The 15,732-nt window shown below is 73.5% G+C and carries 15 protein-coding genes and 1 tRNA gene; 9 read left to right on the forward strand and 7 right to left on the reverse strand.

Annotated elements, in window-relative coordinates; translation table 11 throughout:
- Positions 1 to 143 precede the first annotated feature (143 nt).
- Complete coding sequence (locus ACZ407_RS11890) at positions 144 to 797, forward strand: sortase domain-containing protein (RefSeq protein ID WP_468127700.1); 654 nt, start codon at positions 144 to 146, stop codon at positions 795 to 797.
- A 100-nt stretch (positions 798 to 897) separates the two neighbouring features.
- Here ACZ407_RS11890 and ACZ407_RS11895 read toward each other — a convergent pair.
- From ACZ407_RS11895 to ACZ407_RS11905, 3 genes are all read right to left on the reverse strand, one after another.
- A tRNA-Arg gene (locus ACZ407_RS11895) sits at positions 898 to 970 on the reverse strand.
- A gap of 70 nt (positions 971 to 1,040) precedes the next feature.
- The gene (locus ACZ407_RS11900) at positions 1,041 to 1,793 is read right to left on the reverse strand and encodes a thioesterase II family protein (protein WP_468127702.1); all 753 of its coding nucleotides are present in this window, start codon (positions 1,791 to 1,793) and stop codon (positions 1,041 to 1,043) included.
- Between the two features lie 238 nt (positions 1,794 to 2,031).
- On the reverse strand, positions 2,032 to 3,312 hold the full coding sequence (locus ACZ407_RS11905; protein WP_468127703.1) for a M6 family metalloprotease domain-containing protein: 1,281 nt from the start codon (positions 3,310 to 3,312) through the stop codon (positions 2,032 to 2,034).
- Between the two features lie 367 nt (positions 3,313 to 3,679).
- Between ACZ407_RS11905 and ACZ407_RS11910 the strand changes: the two genes are divergently transcribed.
- From ACZ407_RS11910 to ACZ407_RS11920, 3 genes are all read left to right on the forward strand, one after another.
- Positions 3,680 to 4,333 (forward strand): TetR/AcrR family transcriptional regulator, encoded by a 654-nt coding sequence (locus ACZ407_RS11910; RefSeq protein WP_468128031.1) that lies wholly within the window; start codon positions 3,680 to 3,682, stop codon positions 4,331 to 4,333.
- A 126-nt stretch (positions 4,334 to 4,459) separates the two neighbouring features.
- Positions 4,460 to 5,971 (forward strand): MFS transporter, encoded by a 1,512-nt coding sequence (locus ACZ407_RS11915; protein ID WP_468127705.1) that lies wholly within the window; start codon positions 4,460 to 4,462, stop codon positions 5,969 to 5,971.
- A 404-nt stretch (positions 5,972 to 6,375) separates the two neighbouring features.
- Complete coding sequence (locus tag ACZ407_RS11920; RefSeq protein WP_468127706.1) at positions 6,376 to 7,359, forward strand: sigma-70 family RNA polymerase sigma factor; 984 nt, start codon at positions 6,376 to 6,378, stop codon at positions 7,357 to 7,359.
- Positions 7,360 to 7,420: 61 nt separating this feature from the next.
- Here ACZ407_RS11920 and ACZ407_RS11925 read toward each other — a convergent pair whose 3' ends face one another.
- Positions 7,421 to 8,377: a helix-turn-helix transcriptional regulator gene (locus tag ACZ407_RS11925; protein WP_468127708.1), complete on the reverse strand. Its 957-nt coding sequence runs from the start codon at positions 8,375 to 8,377 to the stop codon at positions 7,421 to 7,423.
- A 189-nt stretch (positions 8,378 to 8,566) separates the two neighbouring features.
- On the opposite strand from ACZ407_RS11925, the gene ACZ407_RS11930 reads away from it, so the two are divergent.
- Complete coding sequence (locus tag ACZ407_RS11930) at positions 8,567 to 10,033, forward strand: MFS transporter (protein WP_468128033.1); 1,467 nt, start codon at positions 8,567 to 8,569, stop codon at positions 10,031 to 10,033.
- 164 nt (positions 10,034 to 10,197) lie between these two features.
- Complete coding sequence (gene pfkB / locus ACZ407_RS11935) at positions 10,198 to 11,160, forward strand: 1-phosphofructokinase (protein ID WP_468127709.1); 963 nt, start codon at positions 10,198 to 10,200, stop codon at positions 11,158 to 11,160.
- 32 nt (positions 11,161 to 11,192) lie between these two features.
- Here the strand turns inward: pfkB and ACZ407_RS11940 are convergent, their stop codons facing one another.
- Together ACZ407_RS11940 and ACZ407_RS11945 are read right to left on the reverse strand one after the other, a co-directional pair.
- On the reverse strand, positions 11,193 to 12,011 hold the full coding sequence (locus ACZ407_RS11940) for a DUF6227 family protein (RefSeq protein WP_468127710.1): 819 nt from the start codon (positions 12,009 to 12,011) through the stop codon (positions 11,193 to 11,195).
- 153 nt (positions 12,012 to 12,164) lie between these two features.
- Positions 12,165 to 13,214 (reverse strand): P1 family peptidase, encoded by a 1,050-nt coding sequence (locus tag ACZ407_RS11945; RefSeq protein ID WP_468127712.1) that lies wholly within the window; start codon positions 13,212 to 13,214, stop codon positions 12,165 to 12,167.
- A gap of 90 nt (positions 13,215 to 13,304) precedes the next feature.
- Between ACZ407_RS11945 and ACZ407_RS11950 the strand changes: the two genes are divergently transcribed.
- A complete protein-coding gene (locus ACZ407_RS11950) occupies positions 13,305 to 13,955 on the forward strand; it encodes a vitamin K epoxide reductase family protein (protein WP_468127714.1) in 651 nt (216 codons plus the stop codon).
- Positions 13,956 to 14,057: 102 nt separating this feature from the next.
- Here the strand turns inward: ACZ407_RS11950 and ACZ407_RS11955 are convergent, their stop codons facing one another.
- Positions 14,058 to 14,468 (reverse strand): rodlin, encoded by a 411-nt coding sequence (locus ACZ407_RS11955; protein ID WP_468127716.1) that lies wholly within the window; start codon positions 14,466 to 14,468, stop codon positions 14,058 to 14,060.
- A gap of 288 nt (positions 14,469 to 14,756) precedes the next feature.
- On the opposite strand from ACZ407_RS11955, the gene ACZ407_RS11960 reads away from it, so the two are divergent.
- Together ACZ407_RS11960 and ACZ407_RS11965 are read left to right on the forward strand one after the other, a co-directional pair.
- Positions 14,757 to 15,227 carry a hypothetical protein gene (locus ACZ407_RS11960; protein ID WP_468127718.1) on the forward strand — a complete coding sequence of 157 codons (471 nt, stop codon included), beginning with the start codon at positions 14,757 to 14,759 and terminating at the stop codon, positions 15,225 to 15,227.
- 154 nt (positions 15,228 to 15,381) lie between these two features.
- Entirely contained in the window at positions 15,382 to 15,621 is a 240-nt protein-coding gene (locus tag ACZ407_RS11965; RefSeq protein WP_468127720.1) for a chaplin, read from the forward strand.
- The last annotated feature ends 111 nt before the right edge of the window (positions 15,622 to 15,732 follow it).

Raw genomic sequence — 15,732 nt, forward strand, 5'->3', positions numbered from 1 at the left:
GCGCCCCGCCCCACCCCGCCGCAGGCGGTTACCGCTTTGCCGCCCCCCATCCGGACAACCGTTACATGTCCGACGGACCCCGCACACGCGCCCCCCGTAGCGTCGAAGTCATCGTCCGCCGCCCCCTCCCGTCCGGAGCCCCGATGACCACCTGCGCCCGCAACCGCGTGTCCACGCGCCTCGCCCGCCGCCCCCGTCTCGTACGGGCCACCGCCGCGGCCGCCCTGGCCGTCTCCGTCACCGCGGGCGCGGCCGCATGCGGCACCGGCACCGGCCCGGCCCCCGACCCGAAGGTCGGCAGCACGGCCGCCGCCCCGGCGAAGCAGGTCGCGAAGGCGCTGCCGGAGTCCCGGCCGACCGGGCTGAAGATCCCCTCCGCGGGCGTGGACGCGCGGAAGATGCTGGACCTGACCACCGACGCGAGCGGCGAGCTGGGCGTGCCGGACGCCGACACCGAGGCCGAGACCCCGGGCTGGTGGACCGGCGGGGTGACCCCGGGGGAGAAGGGCGCGGCCGTCCTCGTCGCGCACTACGACACCCGGCACGGCCCGGCCCTGATGAAGGACGTCAAGAAGATCAGGCTGGGGGACCGGATCGAGGTCCCGCGCGCGGACGGCACCACGGCCGCGTTCCGGATCCGCGAGATCGAGGACGTGCCGAAGGAGGAGTTCCCCACCCGCAAGGTCTACGGCGAGACCAGCCGCCCCGAACTCCGCGTGCTCACCTGCGGCGGCCCCCTGAAGGACGGCCACCGCGCCCACAACGTGATCCTCTACGCCGACCTCGTGACGACCTGAGGAACGCGGACCGCACCAACGCGGACCGCACCAACGCGGACCGCACAGACGCAGAACGCTCCCCGTCCGGTCGGACGGGGAGCGTTCTGCTGTTCCGCTGTGCCCCCGGCAGGATTCGAACCTGCGACACCGGCTTTAGGAGAGCCGTGCTCTATCCCCTGAGCTACGAAGGCGGGTCGAGGACAGGTTAGCCGATGTTGGCGGCCCGCCGCTGGGGGTGTGCAGGCGGTCACCGCCCGGCCGTCACCGCGCGGCGGCCAGGTCCGGGGAGCTGAGACCGGCGGTGGCCAGGCGGGCCAGGGTGTCGATGTGGTCGGCGAGGTAGAAGTGGCCGCCGGGGAACACGTGGGTGCTGCCGGGCCCGGTGGTGACGGAGGCCCATTCCTCGGCCTGGGCCACGGTGATCCGCGGGTCGGCGTCACCGGTCAGCGCGATCACCTCGGCGCGCAGCAGCGGCGCGGTCCGGTCCGGGCGGTAGATGTCCACGAGGAAGAAGTCGTTCTTGATGATGGGGAAGAACAGGCCGCGCAGGTCGGGATCGGCCAGCACCCTGGGGTGCGTACCGCCCAGCACCAGCAGCCGGCGCTCCAGCTCCTCGTCCGAGAACGGCTCCTGCGGTATCTCCTCGTCGAACCCGCTGATCCGCCGGCCCGAGACGCACAGCCGGGTGAAGTGCCCGGCGCCCGCGGCCTCCAGACGCCGCATCGTCTCGTACGCGACCGCGCCGCCCATGCTGTGCCCGAACAGGCACGTGGGCCGGGCCGGCTCGGCGAGCAGGGCCGCGGCCGCCTCGTCCGCGAGGGCGTGCACCGAGGAGGCGAGCGGCTCCTGGAACCGGCCCTCCCGGCCCGGGTACTGCACGCCCAGCAGCTCGGTGGTGAGCGGCACGTGGTCGGACCAGTCCCGGAAGTAGCTCGCGGAACCGCCCGCGTGCGGGAAGCAGACCAGGCGGGTCGTCGCGTTCGAACGGGGGCTCAGCTGCACGAGGGCCGTCATCGGGGTCTCCCTGGGGTGGTCGTCCGGTGGTACGACCCTAGGGGTGCCCGCACCGGGACGCCCGGCCCCGCGAGCCCTCTCCGACCCGGCCCGGATCCGTCCCCGGCCGGGCCGCGAGCGGGGCCCGGCCGGACCCCGAACGGTTCTCGACCGGACCCCGACCGGACCGGCCGTACGACCCGACCGGACCGGCCGTACGACCCCTGCCGGACGCCCTCCGGCCCCGGCCCGCTCCGCCTCAAGGACGCGTGATGCGCACCTGGTAGCTCCCGTTGCGCAGTTCGCCGACGACCGCGACGCTGATCCCGGTCTCCTCGTCCGTGAAGGTCTCGCCCGGCCCGAACGGCGCGTCGGACAGCTCCGCGTGCACGTTGGGCCGCCGGGTGCAGCCCCCGCTGTCCTGGGCGCTGTCCGAGATGGTCACCGGCCCGCGGCCGGTGTCCACCTCCGAGTCCACCTTGTAGACGAGGACGCCCGGCTTGCACACCGCCTCGTCGTTGCCTGCCGGAGTGCGCACCTCCACCGCGAAGCCCGCCGAGTCGGACACCGGGACGAAGGCCAGCTTGGTGCCGCCCTGCACGGCCAGCGGGCTCAGCACGTGGTCGGTGGTGCCGGTCTTGGAGGCACAGCTGACCTGGTCGTTGTCCAGCCAGCCCAGCTTCCACTTGTGCCAGCCCAGCAGGTCGTTGTTGGCGCCCCAGTCCTCGCTCATGATGTCCCAGTGGCCGACCGCGCCGCCGCCGTCCGAGGTGTAGAGGTCGGGCAGCCCGAAGACGTGCCCGTTCTCGTGCGGCAGCACCCGGTAGCCGGTCTCCCGGTAGGCGCCGGAGCCGTCGTCCTGACGGCTGTAGACGAACGAGGTGTTGGCCAGCGGCACCCCGTCCGCGATCGGGGCCTCCCCGTTCCCGGAGAAGGTCACCGACAGCACCGTGTCCAGGGCCGAGGGCCCCGCGTTCGGCGTGACGAGGATGTTGACCAGGTCGTACTTGCTGAAGTCCACCTCCGGATCGGCCGCCTTCACGATGTGCTCGACCAACTGCCGGTAGCCCGGCTCGTACGGGGAGCCCCGCTCGATCCCGTACGCGGCGAACGGCATGGGCATCCGCAGCCAGCTGCGCACCGGCGCCTCCGGGCGGTAGACGAGCCGCCCGTACGAGCTGGTGCGGAACCAGTCCGAGGTCTGCGGGAAGAACTCGGCCAGCCGGTCCGTCGCCGTCCCCTCGCCCTTGGCGTCCGGGAAGTCGATCATCAGGTTCAGGGCCCGCACCTCGCCGGTCGAGCGCGAGTACCCGGGCGGGGTCGGCAGCCCCTCGGACATCTGGACGCCCATGGCGCCGGAGATCCGGCAGGGCGCGAGCGCCGACTCGTTCGCGGCGGTCGAGACGGGGCCGGCGGTGGTGCTGGCCCGGTCGCCCATTCCGGCACTGGCGGTGGCGGTCACGCCGAGAGCCAGCGCGGTGAGTCCGATGTAGGCGCTGGTCCGGCGGTGACGGCATATCCGGTGGCGGGTCTGCGGCATGCGGTCGCCTTCGGGTCCGCGGCAGCCGGCCGGACCCGGGCTGCGCTCCTGCGCTCACCCTCCGACGGCCCCGGCGGGACCGCTCGCCGGGAGCGGCCGAACGTGGGGCGGGCTGTGATGCAGGTCACGCGGACGAGTGAAATAACCGGGGAAGCTCTCCCCGTTTAACCCGATGTCCTCGAAACGGGGACCGGCTCCCCGCTTGGGGCCGCCGACCCCCATCGAGATCCGAGGGAGCAGCGCAGTGGTGGAGACCGAGACCGTGACCGCCGCCGTGGCCGCGGCCGTGACCGGCCCGCGGGCCGCGACCGGGACGCCGGCCGCGACCGGGACGCGCGCCCCCGCCGCCCCCGCGCCGCGCGCCCCGCTGGACGCGCCCGCCCTCAAGCCCGTACGCCCGCGCGCCGACGCCCTGCGCAACCGCGAGCGGATCCTCGCCGCGGCCCGCGAGATGTTCGTCGAGCACGGCGCACAGGCCCCGCTCGACGAGATCGCCCGCCGGGCCGGCATCGGGAACGCCACGCTCTACCGGCACTTCCCCGACCGCCCGACCCTGGTCCGCCAGGTGGTCCTGTACGTGATGGGCCGGGTCACCGCCCAGGCCGAGGCCGCCCTCGCCGAGGAGCCCGACGCCTTCGCCGCCCTGAGCCGCTTCGTCCACGAGGCGGCCGACGAGCGCATCGGCGCCCTGTGCCCGATGCTCGCCGGCGACTTCGACCACGACCATCCCGAGCTGCTCGCCGCCCGCGAGGCCCTGGAAGGGGCGGTCGAGCGGACCACCCTGCTGGCCCAGGAGGCCGGGCTGCTGCGGACCGACGTGGCCGTCGGCGACCTGCTGCTGGCGCTCTCCCAGCTCAGCCGCCCGCTGCCGGGCACCGCCTGCATCGACACCGACCGCTTCGTCCACCGCCATCTGCAGCTGTTCCTCGACGGCCTGCGCGCCCCCGCCCGCTCCGAACTGCCGGGCACCCCGGCCACCCTCGACGCCCTCCGGGCCGCCGCGGCCTCCGCCGCCGGCTGACGCCCGGACGCCGAGGGCCCCGAACTTCCGATACCCGGCAAACGCCACGACACGTCAGCACGTCAGCACGTCAGTAACCCGATACATCCGGTTTCTCCGCAATCGCACCAAGAGGTGGCTACCCCCATGCCGAAAACGCCCGACCCGAGCCGCTGGAAAGCCCTCGTCTTCATCGCCCTCGCCCAGCTCATGGTCGTGCTCGACGCGACCATCGTGAACATCGCGCTGCCCTCCGCCCAGCAGGACCTGGGCATCTCCGACGGCAACCGCCAGTGGGTGATCACGGCGTACGCGCTGGCCTTCGGCGGCCTGCTGCTCTTCGGCGGACGGATTGCCGACCTGTGGGGCCGCAAGAACGCCTTCATCGTCGGCCTGGCCGGCTTCGCCGCCGCCTCCGCCCTCGGCGGTGCGGCCACCGGCGAGGCCATGATGCTCGGCGCCCGCGCCCTCCAGGGAGCCTTCGGCGCCCTGCTCGCCCCCGCGGCCCTCTCCCTGCTCGCGGTCATGTTCACCGACGCCAAGGAGCGCGCCAAGGCCTTCGGCATCTACGGTGCCATCGCCGGCGGCGGCGGGGCCGTGGGCCTGATCCTCGGCGGCTTCCTGACCGAGTACCTGAACTGGCGCTGGACCTTCTTCGTCAACATCCCCTTCGCCGTGGTCGCCGCGGTCGGTGCCTGGCTCGTCATCCGCGAGCCCGCGGACGCCCGCAACCGCTCCCCGCTGGACATCCCCGGCGTGATCCTCTCCACCCTGGGCCTGGTCGCCCTGGTCTACGGGTTCACCCGCGCCGAGTCCGACGGCTGGACCGACCCGGTCACCCTGGGCCTGTTCATCGGCTCCGCCGTGCTGCTCGCCGCCTTCGCCCTGACCGAGTCCAAGGTCCGCTCCCCGCTGCTGCCGCTGCGCGTGGTCACCGACCGCAACCGGGGCGGGGTCTACCTCTCGCTCGGCCTGGCCGTCATCGCGATGTTCGGCCTGTTCCTCTTCCTCACCTACTACCTCCAGGTGGTCAAGGGGTACTCCCCGGTCAAGACCGGCTTCGCCTTCCTCCCGATGATCGCGGGCATGATCACCGGCTCCACCCAGATCGGCGCCCGCCTCATGACGCGGGTCCCGCCGCGGCTGCTCATGGGCCCCGGGTTCCTGGTCGCCGCCACCGGCATGCTGCTGCTCACCCAGCTGGAGGTCGGCTCCTCCTACCCGGCGCTGATCCTCCCGGCCCAGCTCCTCCTGGGCCTGGGCATGGGCACCGCCTTCATGCCGGCGATGTCCCTGGCCACGCACGGGGTGGACCCGGCCGACGCCGGTGTCGCCTCCGCCATGGTCAACACCTCGCAGCAGGTCGGCGGCGCCATCGGCACCGCCCTGCTGAACACCATCGCGGCCTCCGCCACCACCTCGTACCTGGTGGCGCACGCCTCCGAGGGCGCCGGCGGCGGGGCCGCCCTGAAGGCCCTCCAGGCCCAGGGCATGGTGCACGGCTATGCCGCGGCCATCTGGTGGGCGGTGGGCATCCTCGCGGCCTCGGCCGTGATCGCCCTGACCCTCATCAACACCGGCCGCCCGGAGACCGGCGCGGTCGTCGCCTCCGGAGACCCGTCCGAGGCGGACGTGCCGGTGCCGGTCATCGCGCACTGACCCGGCCGCCGCACGGCGCGGCACCCGGCGAGGCCGGACGCACGTCCCCACGGGGGCGGGGCGTCCGGCCTCGCCCGCGTTCCGGCCCGGTCGCACCCGGTCGCACCCGTTCGTACGCGGCCGCACCCGGTCGCGTTCCGCTCAAACCGGTCATCCGGCCAGGCAACCCGATCGGGGCGGTTTCCGTCTTCAGCGAGGGAGGGCTACCAGGTCGGCAACCAGGTGAGCGGCGCGGACGGGGCAGGATACTGCAAGATCGCGAAAAAAGAGACGCGGCGTGGGAATTCTGTCCCGATTCCAGTCGTTGTTTCCTTCGGATGCGGGCACTCGGGAGAGTGTTCCGGGGGCCGCAGCCAGACGCACCAAAGCCGCACCGCGACCGAACTCATTGCAAGGGAGCACGCATGGCAACCCGCGCCGTCGCCCGTCGTCAGTCCGAGGGTGCCGCCAGCCGCGCCGCCAGCGCGGAAATCGCAGACCGCGACCTGGTCGGCATGTACCTGGACGAGATCGCGCGCACCCCGCTGCTCGACGCCGCCAGGGAAGTGGAGCTCTCCCAGATCATCGAGGCCGGGGTGTTCGCCCGCCAGGTCCTCGACGGGGAGGTCGAGGCCGGCAAGGCGGGCTCCGCGACGCAGGAGGAGCTGGAGCTGCTCGCCGCCGAGGGCGAGCGGGCCAAGGAGATCTTCATCCGCTCCAACCTCCGCCTGGTCGTGGCCGTGGCCCGCCGCTACCCGCGCAGCGGCCTGCCGCTCCTCGACCTGATCCAGGAGGGGAACGCAGGCCTGGTCCGCGCCGTCGAGAAGTTCGACTACGCCAAGGGCTTCAAGTTCTCCACGTACGCGACCTGGTGGATCCGGCAGGCCATCACCCGGTCCATAGCCGACCAGTCCCGCACCATCCGCCTCCCCGTCCACCTGGTCGAGGAGCTCGGACGGATCCGGCGCGTGCAGCGCGAGTTCAACCGGGAGAACGGGCGCGACCCCGAGCCCGCCGAGGTGGCCGCCGAGCTCGGCTCGACCGAGCAGCGCGTGACGGACGTCCTCGACTGGGCCCGCGACCCGGTCAGTCTCAACATGTCCGTGGACGACGAGGGCGAGACCCAGTTCGGCGACCTGCTGGAGGACACCTCCGCGATCTCGCCCGAGCAGTCCGTGCTCTCCCTGCTCCGCAGCGAGGAGCTGGAGGACCTGATCGCCAAGCTCGACCAGCGCACCGCCTCGATCATCAAGATGCGGTACGGGATCGACGACGGCCGCGAGCGGACCCTCACGGAGGTCGGCAAGCAGCACGGCCTGACCCGCGAGCGGATCCGCCAGATCGAGAAGCACGCCCTCCTCGAACTGAAGAAGATGGCCGCCGACACGGGCTTCGACGCGGTCGCCTAGGCGTCCGCGGTGCGGGGCAGCCCCTCGCCCGCGGTGCGGGGCAGCCCCTGCCCCGCACCGCCTAGCCCCGGCCCGCCGCCGAACTGAGCCTCGCCCCCAGTGCAGCCGCGCTGGCGGCAAGCGCCTCCGGCCCCCGCACCGTGAACGGCAGCCCCGTCATCGCCAGCCGCATCGCCAGCCAGTCCGGGGACTCCGCCGAGGAGAACCGGACCCGGCAGGCCCCGGCCCCCTCCGGCTCGGCCCGCCCCAGCCAGTCGGGCGCCTGCTCCGCCGGCACCCCGAAGGCCACCTCGGCCTCGTACTCCTCCTGCCTGCCGTGCAGCCCGCGGGACACGAACGCCACCGCGTCCCCGCCCATGGGCAGCTCCCGCGGCGCGAACCGCGCCCCCGTCGGGAGGGGCTCCGAGAGCCGGTCCACCCGGAAGGTCCGCCAGTCCGCCCGGTCCAGGTCGTAGGCGACCAGGTACCAGCGCCGCCCCGTGGAGACCAGCCGGTACGGCTCGACCTGCCGCCGCGAGTCCGTGCCGTCGCCCGCCCGGTAGCGGAACCGCAGCCGCTCCTGCCCGGCCACCGCCGAGGCCGTCACCGTCAGCGTCCGCGGATCGATGCGCGCCCCGTCCCCGCGGGTCAGCGGCAGGGTGGCCGTCTGCAGCGTGCTCACCCGGTGCCGCAGCCGGGCCGGGAGCACCTGCTCCAGCTTCGCCAGAGCCCGTACGGAGGCCTCCTCGACGCCCTCGATGGCGTGCCCGGCCCCGGCCCGCAGGCCCACGGCGATCGCCACCGCCTCCTCGTCGTCCAGCACCAGCGGGGGCATCGCGGCCCCCGCCACCAGCCGGTAGCCGCCCACCGCGCCCATGCTGGCCTCCACGGGATAGCCCAGGTCGCGCAGCCGTTCGATATCGCGCCGGATCGTCCGCGTGCTGACCCCCAGCCGCTCGGCCAGCTCGCTGCCGGGCCATTCGCGCGGGGTCTGCAGCAGGGACAGCAGGGTCAGCAGCCGTGCCGGTGTGTCCGTCATACGGACAAGGCTGCCAGGGAAATAGGCCACGCACTGTCCTACATCCGGTCTACGTTTCTCCTCATGAGCACCGAGCTGTCCAAGAAGCCCGAGCCGGACGGGCACGACATACCTGCGGCCGACCAGGCCCCCCAGACGTCCTCCGAGGCCGTCGCCGACCGACGCCGCTGGCTGGCGCTGGCCATCGTGATGACCGCGGCCTTCATGGACCTGGTCGACGTGACGATCGTGAACATCGCGATCCCCAGCATGCAGAAGGACCTGGACACGTCCACCAGCGCGATCCAGTGGATCACCGCCGGCTACGCGCTCGCCTTCGCCGCGGGCCTGATCACCGGCGGCCGCCTCGGTGACATCTACGGCCGCAAGCGGCTCTTCCTCATCGGCATCACCGGCTTCACCGCCGCCTCCGCCCTCTGCGGCCTGGCCGCCAACCAGGAGATGCTGGTCGCCTCCCGGCTGCTCCAGGGCTCCATGGCCGCACTGATGGTCCCGCAGGTGCTCGCGATCATCCACGTCACCTTCCCGCCGCACGAGCGCGGCAAGGTCTTCGGCATGTTCGGCGCGATCGTCGGACTCGGTGCGGTCTCCGGCCCGATCCTCGGCGCCCTGCTCACCCAGTGGAACCTCTTCGGCCTGGAGTGGCGCCCGATCTTCCTCATCAACCTGCCCGTCGGCATCGCCGGCGTCATCCTGGGCAGCCGGTTCATCAGCGAGTCCAAGGCCCCCAAGGCCCTGCGCCTCGACCTCGTCGGCGTGGTCCTCGCGACCCTCGCGCTGGTCGGCCTGATCTACCCGCTCACCCAGGGCCGCGAGAACGACTGGCCGCTGTGGGGCTTCCTGTGCATGGGCGCCGTGCCGTTCCTGGCCCTCGCCTTCGTCGCGTACGAGAAGCACAAGACCCGCAAGGACGGCTCCCCGCTCGTCGAGCTGTCCCTCTTCAAGGTGAAGAGCTTCGCGGCCGGCATAGCCGTCCAGCTCACCTTCGGCATCGCGACCGGCATCTTCTTCCTGGTGTGGACGCTCTACATGCAGATCGGCCTGGGCTGGAGCGCGCTGAAGGCGGGCGCCACCGGCATCCCGTTCTCCATCGCCGTCTCCGTGGCCGCGGGCATGTCCGTGCAGAAGCTCGTGCCCCGCTTCGGCCGCAAGGTGCTCCAGGCGGGTGCGCTCACCATGGGCGCGGGCCTGCTGCTCTACATCTGGGAGGCGAACCGCTACGGCATGGACATCGCCCCCTGGCAGATGGCCGCCCCGCTGATCGTCATGGGCGTCGGCATGGGCCTCATCGTGGCCCCGCTCACCGACGCGGTCCTCTCCGAGGTGCCGCGCGAGCACGCCGGCTCCGCCTCCGGCCTGATCAACACCACCGCGCAGATGGGCAACGCGCTGGGCCTCGGCCTGGTCTCCGTCGTCTTCTTCACGGTGATCGACGAGAAGCTGCCGAAGGAGGGCCCCGGCCCCGCCTTCATCGAGGGCTTCCAGCAGGCCCTGTGGTGGGTCTCCGGCGTCCTCGTCGTCATCTTCGCGGTGATGTTCGCCCTGCCGGCCAAGCAGCAGCAGGGCATCGGCCACGAGGCCGAGGCCGGCGGCTGGGCCGACGAGCCCGGCATCGCGGCCGGCGGGGACGGGGCCCCGCAGAAGGTCACCGTCTGAGCCCCGGGCTCCCGAGCCCCCGGGAGCCCGGGCCCCGACCGCTCGTGAACGGATCCGCCCGCCGCCCGCACCGCGCGCGGCGGGCGGATCCGTTTTTCCGTTCTGCGGTGTTTCGTCGTCGTATGGTGGTCCGGAAACCCACAGCCCCGGGCAGTCAGGTGCGCATGATCCTCACCGTCACCCCCAACCCGTCCCTCGACCGGACGTACGAGGTGCCCGTCCTGGAGCGCGGCGCGGTCCTGCGTGCCACCGCCGACCACGTGGACCCCGGCGGCAAGGGGGTCAACGTCTCCCGCGCGGTGGCCGCCGCCGGCCGCAGCACCACCGCGGTGCTCCCGCTCGGCGGCACCGCCGGCGCGCTGATGGCCGAACTCCTCGGCAGCCTCGGCGTGGACGTCACGGCCGTCTCGATCAGCGGCCACACCCGCGCCAACATCGCCGTGGCCGAACCCGGCGGCACCCTCACCAAGATCAACGCACTGGGCCCGGAGCTCAGCCCCGCCGAAGCGGACCTGCTGCTCTCCACCGTCCGCACCCAGGCCGCCGGCGCCGGATGGGCGGCCTGCTGCGGCAGCCTCCCCCGGGGCCTGGGCCCCGGCTGGTACGCGGACCTGGTCCGAGCCGTCCACGACGCGGGCGCACGGGCCGCCCTGGACACCTCCGGACCAGCCCTGCTCGCCGCCCTCGAAGCCCAACCGGACCTGGTCAAGCCGAACGCCGCGGAACTCGCCGCCGCCGTGGGCCGCCCGCTGGCCACCGTGGGGGACGCCGTCAAGGCCGCCGCGGAGCTCCGCGAGCGCGGCGCCCGCGCGGTGCTCGCCAGCCTCGGAGCCGACGGCCAGCTGCTCGTCGAGGACTCGGGCACCTACTACGGCACCGCCGAGGCACCAGCGGTCCGCAGCAACGTCGGCGCCGGGGACGCGGCCCTCGCGGGCTTCCTCATCGCCGGCGGCCCCGGCGCGGACACCGGCGCCGCAGCCCTGGCCGCCGCCCTCGCCCACGGGGCGGCCGCGGTGGGCCTGCCCGGCAGCGCGATGCCCGGCCCGGCGGACCTGCGCCCCGAGGCGGTCCGCATCACCCGCGAACCGCCCCTGGACCTGCGGCTGTCCGAGCCGGCCCGCCCCTGACCCCGGGCGCCGCCGCCCGCCTCACCCGCCGGTCAGCGCACCCGGGCGCGCAGCTCCATGGCCTCGCGCGCCGCCGCCTCGCTCGCGTACACCTCGCACATGTGCCGGCCGTCCGGGGTCGCCGTGTGCTCCACCTCCCACAGGCTCACCTCCGTACCGTCCAGCAGTACGAACGCGTGCTCGTACAGGGTGAATCCGGCGTCCCGCCCGTCCGCGAGGAAGTGCCGCCCGCCGAAGGCCTGGGTGATCTGGTGCCCGTACGCCGACCGCAGCAGCCGGGCCGTGTCCGCTCCCGGCCGGTCCGCGTTCTCCGCGCGCCGCAGCACCCGCCGCGCATGGTCCGCCGATTCGTCCACGGAGTACGTCCGGCGCTGCTCCGGCAGCGCGGAGGCGGCTGCCGGCAGCCCGCCCAGCAGGGCGATGTCCCGGGCCAGGCGGTCCGTGCCCCAGGCGTCCTCCGGGCCGGGGAGCTCCTCCCCGTCCTCCGGCAGCAGGCCGTGGAACTCCAGCTCGGCCACGGGCGCACCGCAGTCCCCGAACAGCCGGCTCGCCGCGAGGGACAGCTCCGCCCGCTTGGCGAAGACCTCGTGCCGCAGCGGCTCGGTGTCGCCCGACCGGTACGCCAGCTCCCACAGGGAGACCGCCGCCCCGTCCGGCAGCAGATAGGTGTGCCGGAAGGTCTCCCGGTGCACGCCGGTGATCGTGCTGTGGTGCGAGGAGTGCAGGGCCGAGCTGTGGGCGAGCGCCGTACCGAGGCGCTCCACCAGCAGGTCGGGGAGGTCGAAGGAGTTGAGGGCGCGGCCCAGGAGTCGGTCGAGGTGCGCCTCGGTTGTCTCGTACGGATCGCTCAAGGTGAGTCTCCAGGCCGTCGCAGCACGTTACTTGGCGAAAGCTCAACGTAACCCCCGGGCCTGACCTCGCGTCCGGGATTCGGGAAAACGGACGGCGGCACGGGATGGTTCCCTGCCATACGCGGTGAAAGGTCCGGGCCGCGCCGCCGGTCCTCAGTGCAGGTCCCCGTAGAGCTCCCGGTACGCGGGGAACACCCCGCCGGGTCCCTCCCAGCCCTCCGCCGCCAGCACGGCCTTGACCACCGCCCGGGTCACCGCGTCCGCCCCCGCGGCCAGTACCGCATTGAAAAGCTCCAGGTCGGCCAGCGGCCGCCGGCCCGCCGACAGGGCGAAGACGGTGTCCCCGTCGTTCAGCAGGTGCACCGGGCGCACCGCCCGCGCCAGCCCGTCGTGCGCCGTCCCCGCCAGCTTCTGCGCCTGCGCCTTGCCGAGGAGCGCGTCCGTGGCGACCACCGCGAGGGTGGTGTTGAGCGGTGGTTGCACCGCACCGGCCGTGCGCCCCGCCGTCTGCGCGCGCGCCCGCTCCAGGCGCCGTACGGCCGCCTCGTGCGCGGCGGGCTCCGGGTGGCGGACCCGGCCCGCGAACAGGTTTCCGTACAGGGTCCCGGTCAGCGGGTCCACCACCGAGCCCGCCGCGTTGACGACGACCAGCGCGGCGACCGTCACCCCGGACTCCAGCAGGACGGAGGCCGAGCCGACCCCGCCGCGCAGTCCGCCGGCCACCGCCCCGGTGCCCGCGCCCACCGAGCCCTGGGCCACCGGGGCCCCGGGCGCCGAGTCCGCCGCGGCCTGCACCGCGGCCCGGCCGAGCGCCGCGTCCGGCCGGGCCCGCCAGTCCCCGCCCCGGCCGAGGTCGAAGAGGCAGGCGGCCGGCACCACGGGCACCACCTGGGACGGGTCCCGCCCCACCGGCACCCCCCGGCCCTGCTCCTCCAGCCAGGCCGCCACCCCCGAGGCCGCGTCGAGCCCGTACGCGCTCCCGCCGGTCAGCACCAGGGCGTCGATGCGCTGCACGAGGTTGCGCGGGTCGAGGGCGTCGGTCTCGCGGGTGCCCGGGCCGCCGCCGCGGACGTCCACGGCCGCGACCGCCCCGCCCTCGGGTGCCAGGACCACCGTGGTGCCGGTGAGTGCGCCGTCCGCGGTCAGCCGGGCGTGCCCCACGCGGAGGCCGGCCACGTCGGTCAATGCGTCTACGCGTGCCATGCCACATCCGTACCAGTTCCGGTCAACTCGCCCTATCGATGGGACGATTGGCCCATGTATGCGGTGTTATGCGGGGGTATCGTGCGGGCCATGGCAACGACGAACACAGCGGCCGGGGCGATCCCCCGGCAACAGGACCGCCCCCGCACCCGGCCCGGGAGCGAACCGGCCGGCGCGGGCCGAGGGTTCGCATGGCTCCTGGTGGCCACCGGCGCCGCGGGCCTGTGGGCCTCCTGGGTGATCACCCTCGACAAGTTCCTCCTGCTGGAGGACCCGGACTTCAAGCCGGCGTGCAGCCTGAACCCGGTGGTCTCCTGCGGCAGCGTCATGCAGAGCGAGCAGGCCCAGGCCTTCGGCTTCCCCAACCCCATGCTCGGCCTGGTCGCCTACGGGATCGTGGTCTGCGTGGGCGTGGGGCTGCTGGCCGGAGCCGCCCACCGCCCGTGGTTCTGGCGGGGCCTGACGGCGGGCCAGCTCTTCGGGGTCGGCTTCTGCACCTGGCTGATGCAGCAGTCCCTGTACGAGATCAACGCCCTGTGCCTGTGGTGCTGCCTGGCCTGGACGGCGACGATCGTCATGTTCTGGGCCACCGTCGCACGCAATGTGACGGCGGGGGCGCTGCCCGCCCCGCGGGGGGTGCGGACCTTCCTCGGCGAGTTCCCGTGGGTGCTGCCGGTCCTGCACCTCGGCGTGGTGGGGATGCTGATCCTCACCCGCTGGTGGGACTTCTGGACCTCCTGACCCGGCCCGGCAGGCGGAAACCCCGGCAGCTGGAGGCTGCCGGGGTTTCCGTCACTCCACCGGCTCACGCCGGGAGGGGCTCCTCGGAAGGAGGGGCCTGGGTCAGCTGCCGACGGAGGCGTTGCCGGACAGGACCGGGATGTTGTCCAGGATGTGCGAGAGCGGCTCGTCGCCCTTGGCCTGGGTGCTGTTCTCGGTGCACTGCTGGGTCTGCGGGGCCGACAGGACCGGGATGTCCTGGACGCCGACGTTGATGAGGGCGAGGATCGACTGGGCGTTGACCTTGGCCGGGATGCCGAGGCAGGGCTTGTTCAGGGTGCCCTGGACCACGGAGAGCTGCGGGCTCATGTCGCCGTGGGTCTTCTGGTTGCCGTAGATCTGCTGGGATCCGTTGCCATTGAAGGTGGTGACCCCGTTGTCGTTGCCGATCGCCATCGCGGGGGTGGCGGCGGCAGCGGCGGCACCGAGCACCGCTCCGGTGACCGCGGCGGTGGCCATGATCTTCTTGAGCATTTTGATTGGTCCTTTTGTCGCACGAGTGCCCGCTAATGGAGCGCCCTGATCAACCGGCACTTCCGGCGGTTGGTTCCGCTGCTTCACTCAAACGGCCCGCGCGCGCCGAGGTTTTCGCGCGCGGGGCCGGGCGCCCCCTGCGCGGCCGCGGCGGGCCCCCGAGTCGCTTCCCGCAGGGCTCCCGGGGGGCTTGGGCGGGCCAAGATCCTGTTGCGGTCCGTAGCGGGCTGTTCACACGGTGGGGTCGGGGACCGCTCGGTCCCGCACGACCACGCGAAGGAACATCCCATGCACCGCAAGAAGGCGTCCCGTGTCCTCGTCCCGTCGGCCCTCTGCGCGGCCATACTCTTCGGCGCGGCCGCCCCGGCGAGCGCCGCCGACGGCGATGCCGCCACCCCGCGCGTGGCGGACGTGACCAAGCGCATCTCGGCCGTCCAGCAGCAGATCGAACGACAGCAGACCGCCGAACGGGCCGGGCCCGTCGAGGACCTGCTCGGCACCCTCACCAAGACCCTCAACGACCTGCTCGCCTCCCTGAGCGGGCTGCTGGGCGGGGTGAAGCTGCCGCCGGTCGAGCTGCCCAAGCTGCCGCCGATCCCGGAGCTCCCGATCGAGCTGCCGAAGCTGCCGGCACTGCCCAAGCTCCCGGCCGTGCCGGAGGTGCCCGCGCTGCCGCCCGCCCCGCCCCTGCCCGAGGTGCCGGAGATCCCCGAGATCCCCGAGGTGCCGGAGATCCCCGACGCGCCGGAACTGCCGTAGCGGGCCCGGCGTCAACACGGCGAGGCAACAGGTCCGACTATTGCGCTGAACAGGGTGGATCGCGGCCGTGCCCGTGTCGTACGGCAGCGTGGGACGTTTCGCTCGGTGTGAGCCCCGGATCGGGGCAGAACGTCGAACAGAAGGTGCACTTCCCATGAACTCTGCCAAGAAGGCCGCCCTGGTCCTGGCCACCGCCGGCCTCGCCGCGGGTGCGGCTGCCGGCTCCGCCGTCGCCGACTCCCAGGCCGAGGGCGCTGCTGTGGGCTCCCCCGGTGTCCTCTCCGGCAACCTCGTCCAGGTCCCGGTCCACGTCCCGGTCAACGTCTGCGGCAACGCCGTGAGCGTCATCGGCGCCCTGAACCCGGCGTTCGGCAACACCTGCATCAACGACTGATCAGGTCGCTGCGGACCCTGTGGGGGGGGGGGGGGGGGGGGGGGGGGGGGGGGACAGGGGGGGGGGGGGGGGGGGGGGGGGGGGGGGGGGGGGGGGGGGGGGGGGGGGGGG

Source organism: Streptomyces sp. NPDC030809 (assembly GCF_055572195.1).

Coding starts and splice junctions, on each gene's coding strand:
- ACZ407_RS11900 (WP_468127702.1), bottom strand. CDS start 1,793: ATGACGGCCCTCGTGCAGCTGAGCCCCCGTTCGAACGCGACGACCCGC.
- ACZ407_RS11965 (WP_468127720.1), top strand. CDS start 15,382: ATGAACTCTGCCAAGAAGGCCGCCCTGGTCCTGGCCACCGCCGGCCTC.
- ACZ407_RS11925 (WP_468127708.1), bottom strand. CDS start 8,377: ATGACGGACACACCGGCACGGCTGCTGACCCTGCTGTCCCTGCTGCAG.
- ACZ407_RS11950 (WP_468127714.1), top strand. CDS start 13,305: ATGGCAACGACGAACACAGCGGCCGGGGCGATCCCCCGGCAACAGGAC.
- ACZ407_RS11960 (WP_468127718.1), top strand. CDS start 14,757: ATGCACCGCAAGAAGGCGTCCCGTGTCCTCGTCCCGTCGGCCCTCTGC.
- ACZ407_RS11920 (WP_468127706.1), top strand. CDS start 6,376: ATGGCAACCCGCGCCGTCGCCCGTCGTCAGTCCGAGGGTGCCGCCAGC.
- ACZ407_RS11930 (WP_468128033.1), top strand. CDS start 8,567: ATGACCGCGGCCTTCATGGACCTGGTCGACGTGACGATCGTGAACATC.
- ACZ407_RS11890 (WP_468127700.1), top strand. CDS start 144: ATGACCACCTGCGCCCGCAACCGCGTGTCCACGCGCCTCGCCCGCCGC.
- ACZ407_RS11915 (WP_468127705.1), top strand. CDS start 4,460: ATGCCGAAAACGCCCGACCCGAGCCGCTGGAAAGCCCTCGTCTTCATC.
- ACZ407_RS11955 (WP_468127716.1), bottom strand. CDS start 14,468: ATGCTCAAGAAGATCATGGCCACCGCCGCGGTCACCGGAGCGGTGCTC.
- pfkB (WP_468127709.1), top strand. CDS start 10,198: ATGATCCTCACCGTCACCCCCAACCCGTCCCTCGACCGGACGTACGAG.
- ACZ407_RS11945 (WP_468127712.1), bottom strand. CDS start 13,214: ATGGCACGCGTAGACGCATTGACCGACGTGGCCGGCCTCCGCGTGGGG.
- ACZ407_RS11905 (WP_468127703.1), bottom strand. CDS start 3,312: ATGCCGCAGACCCGCCACCGGATATGCCGTCACCGCCGGACCAGCGCC.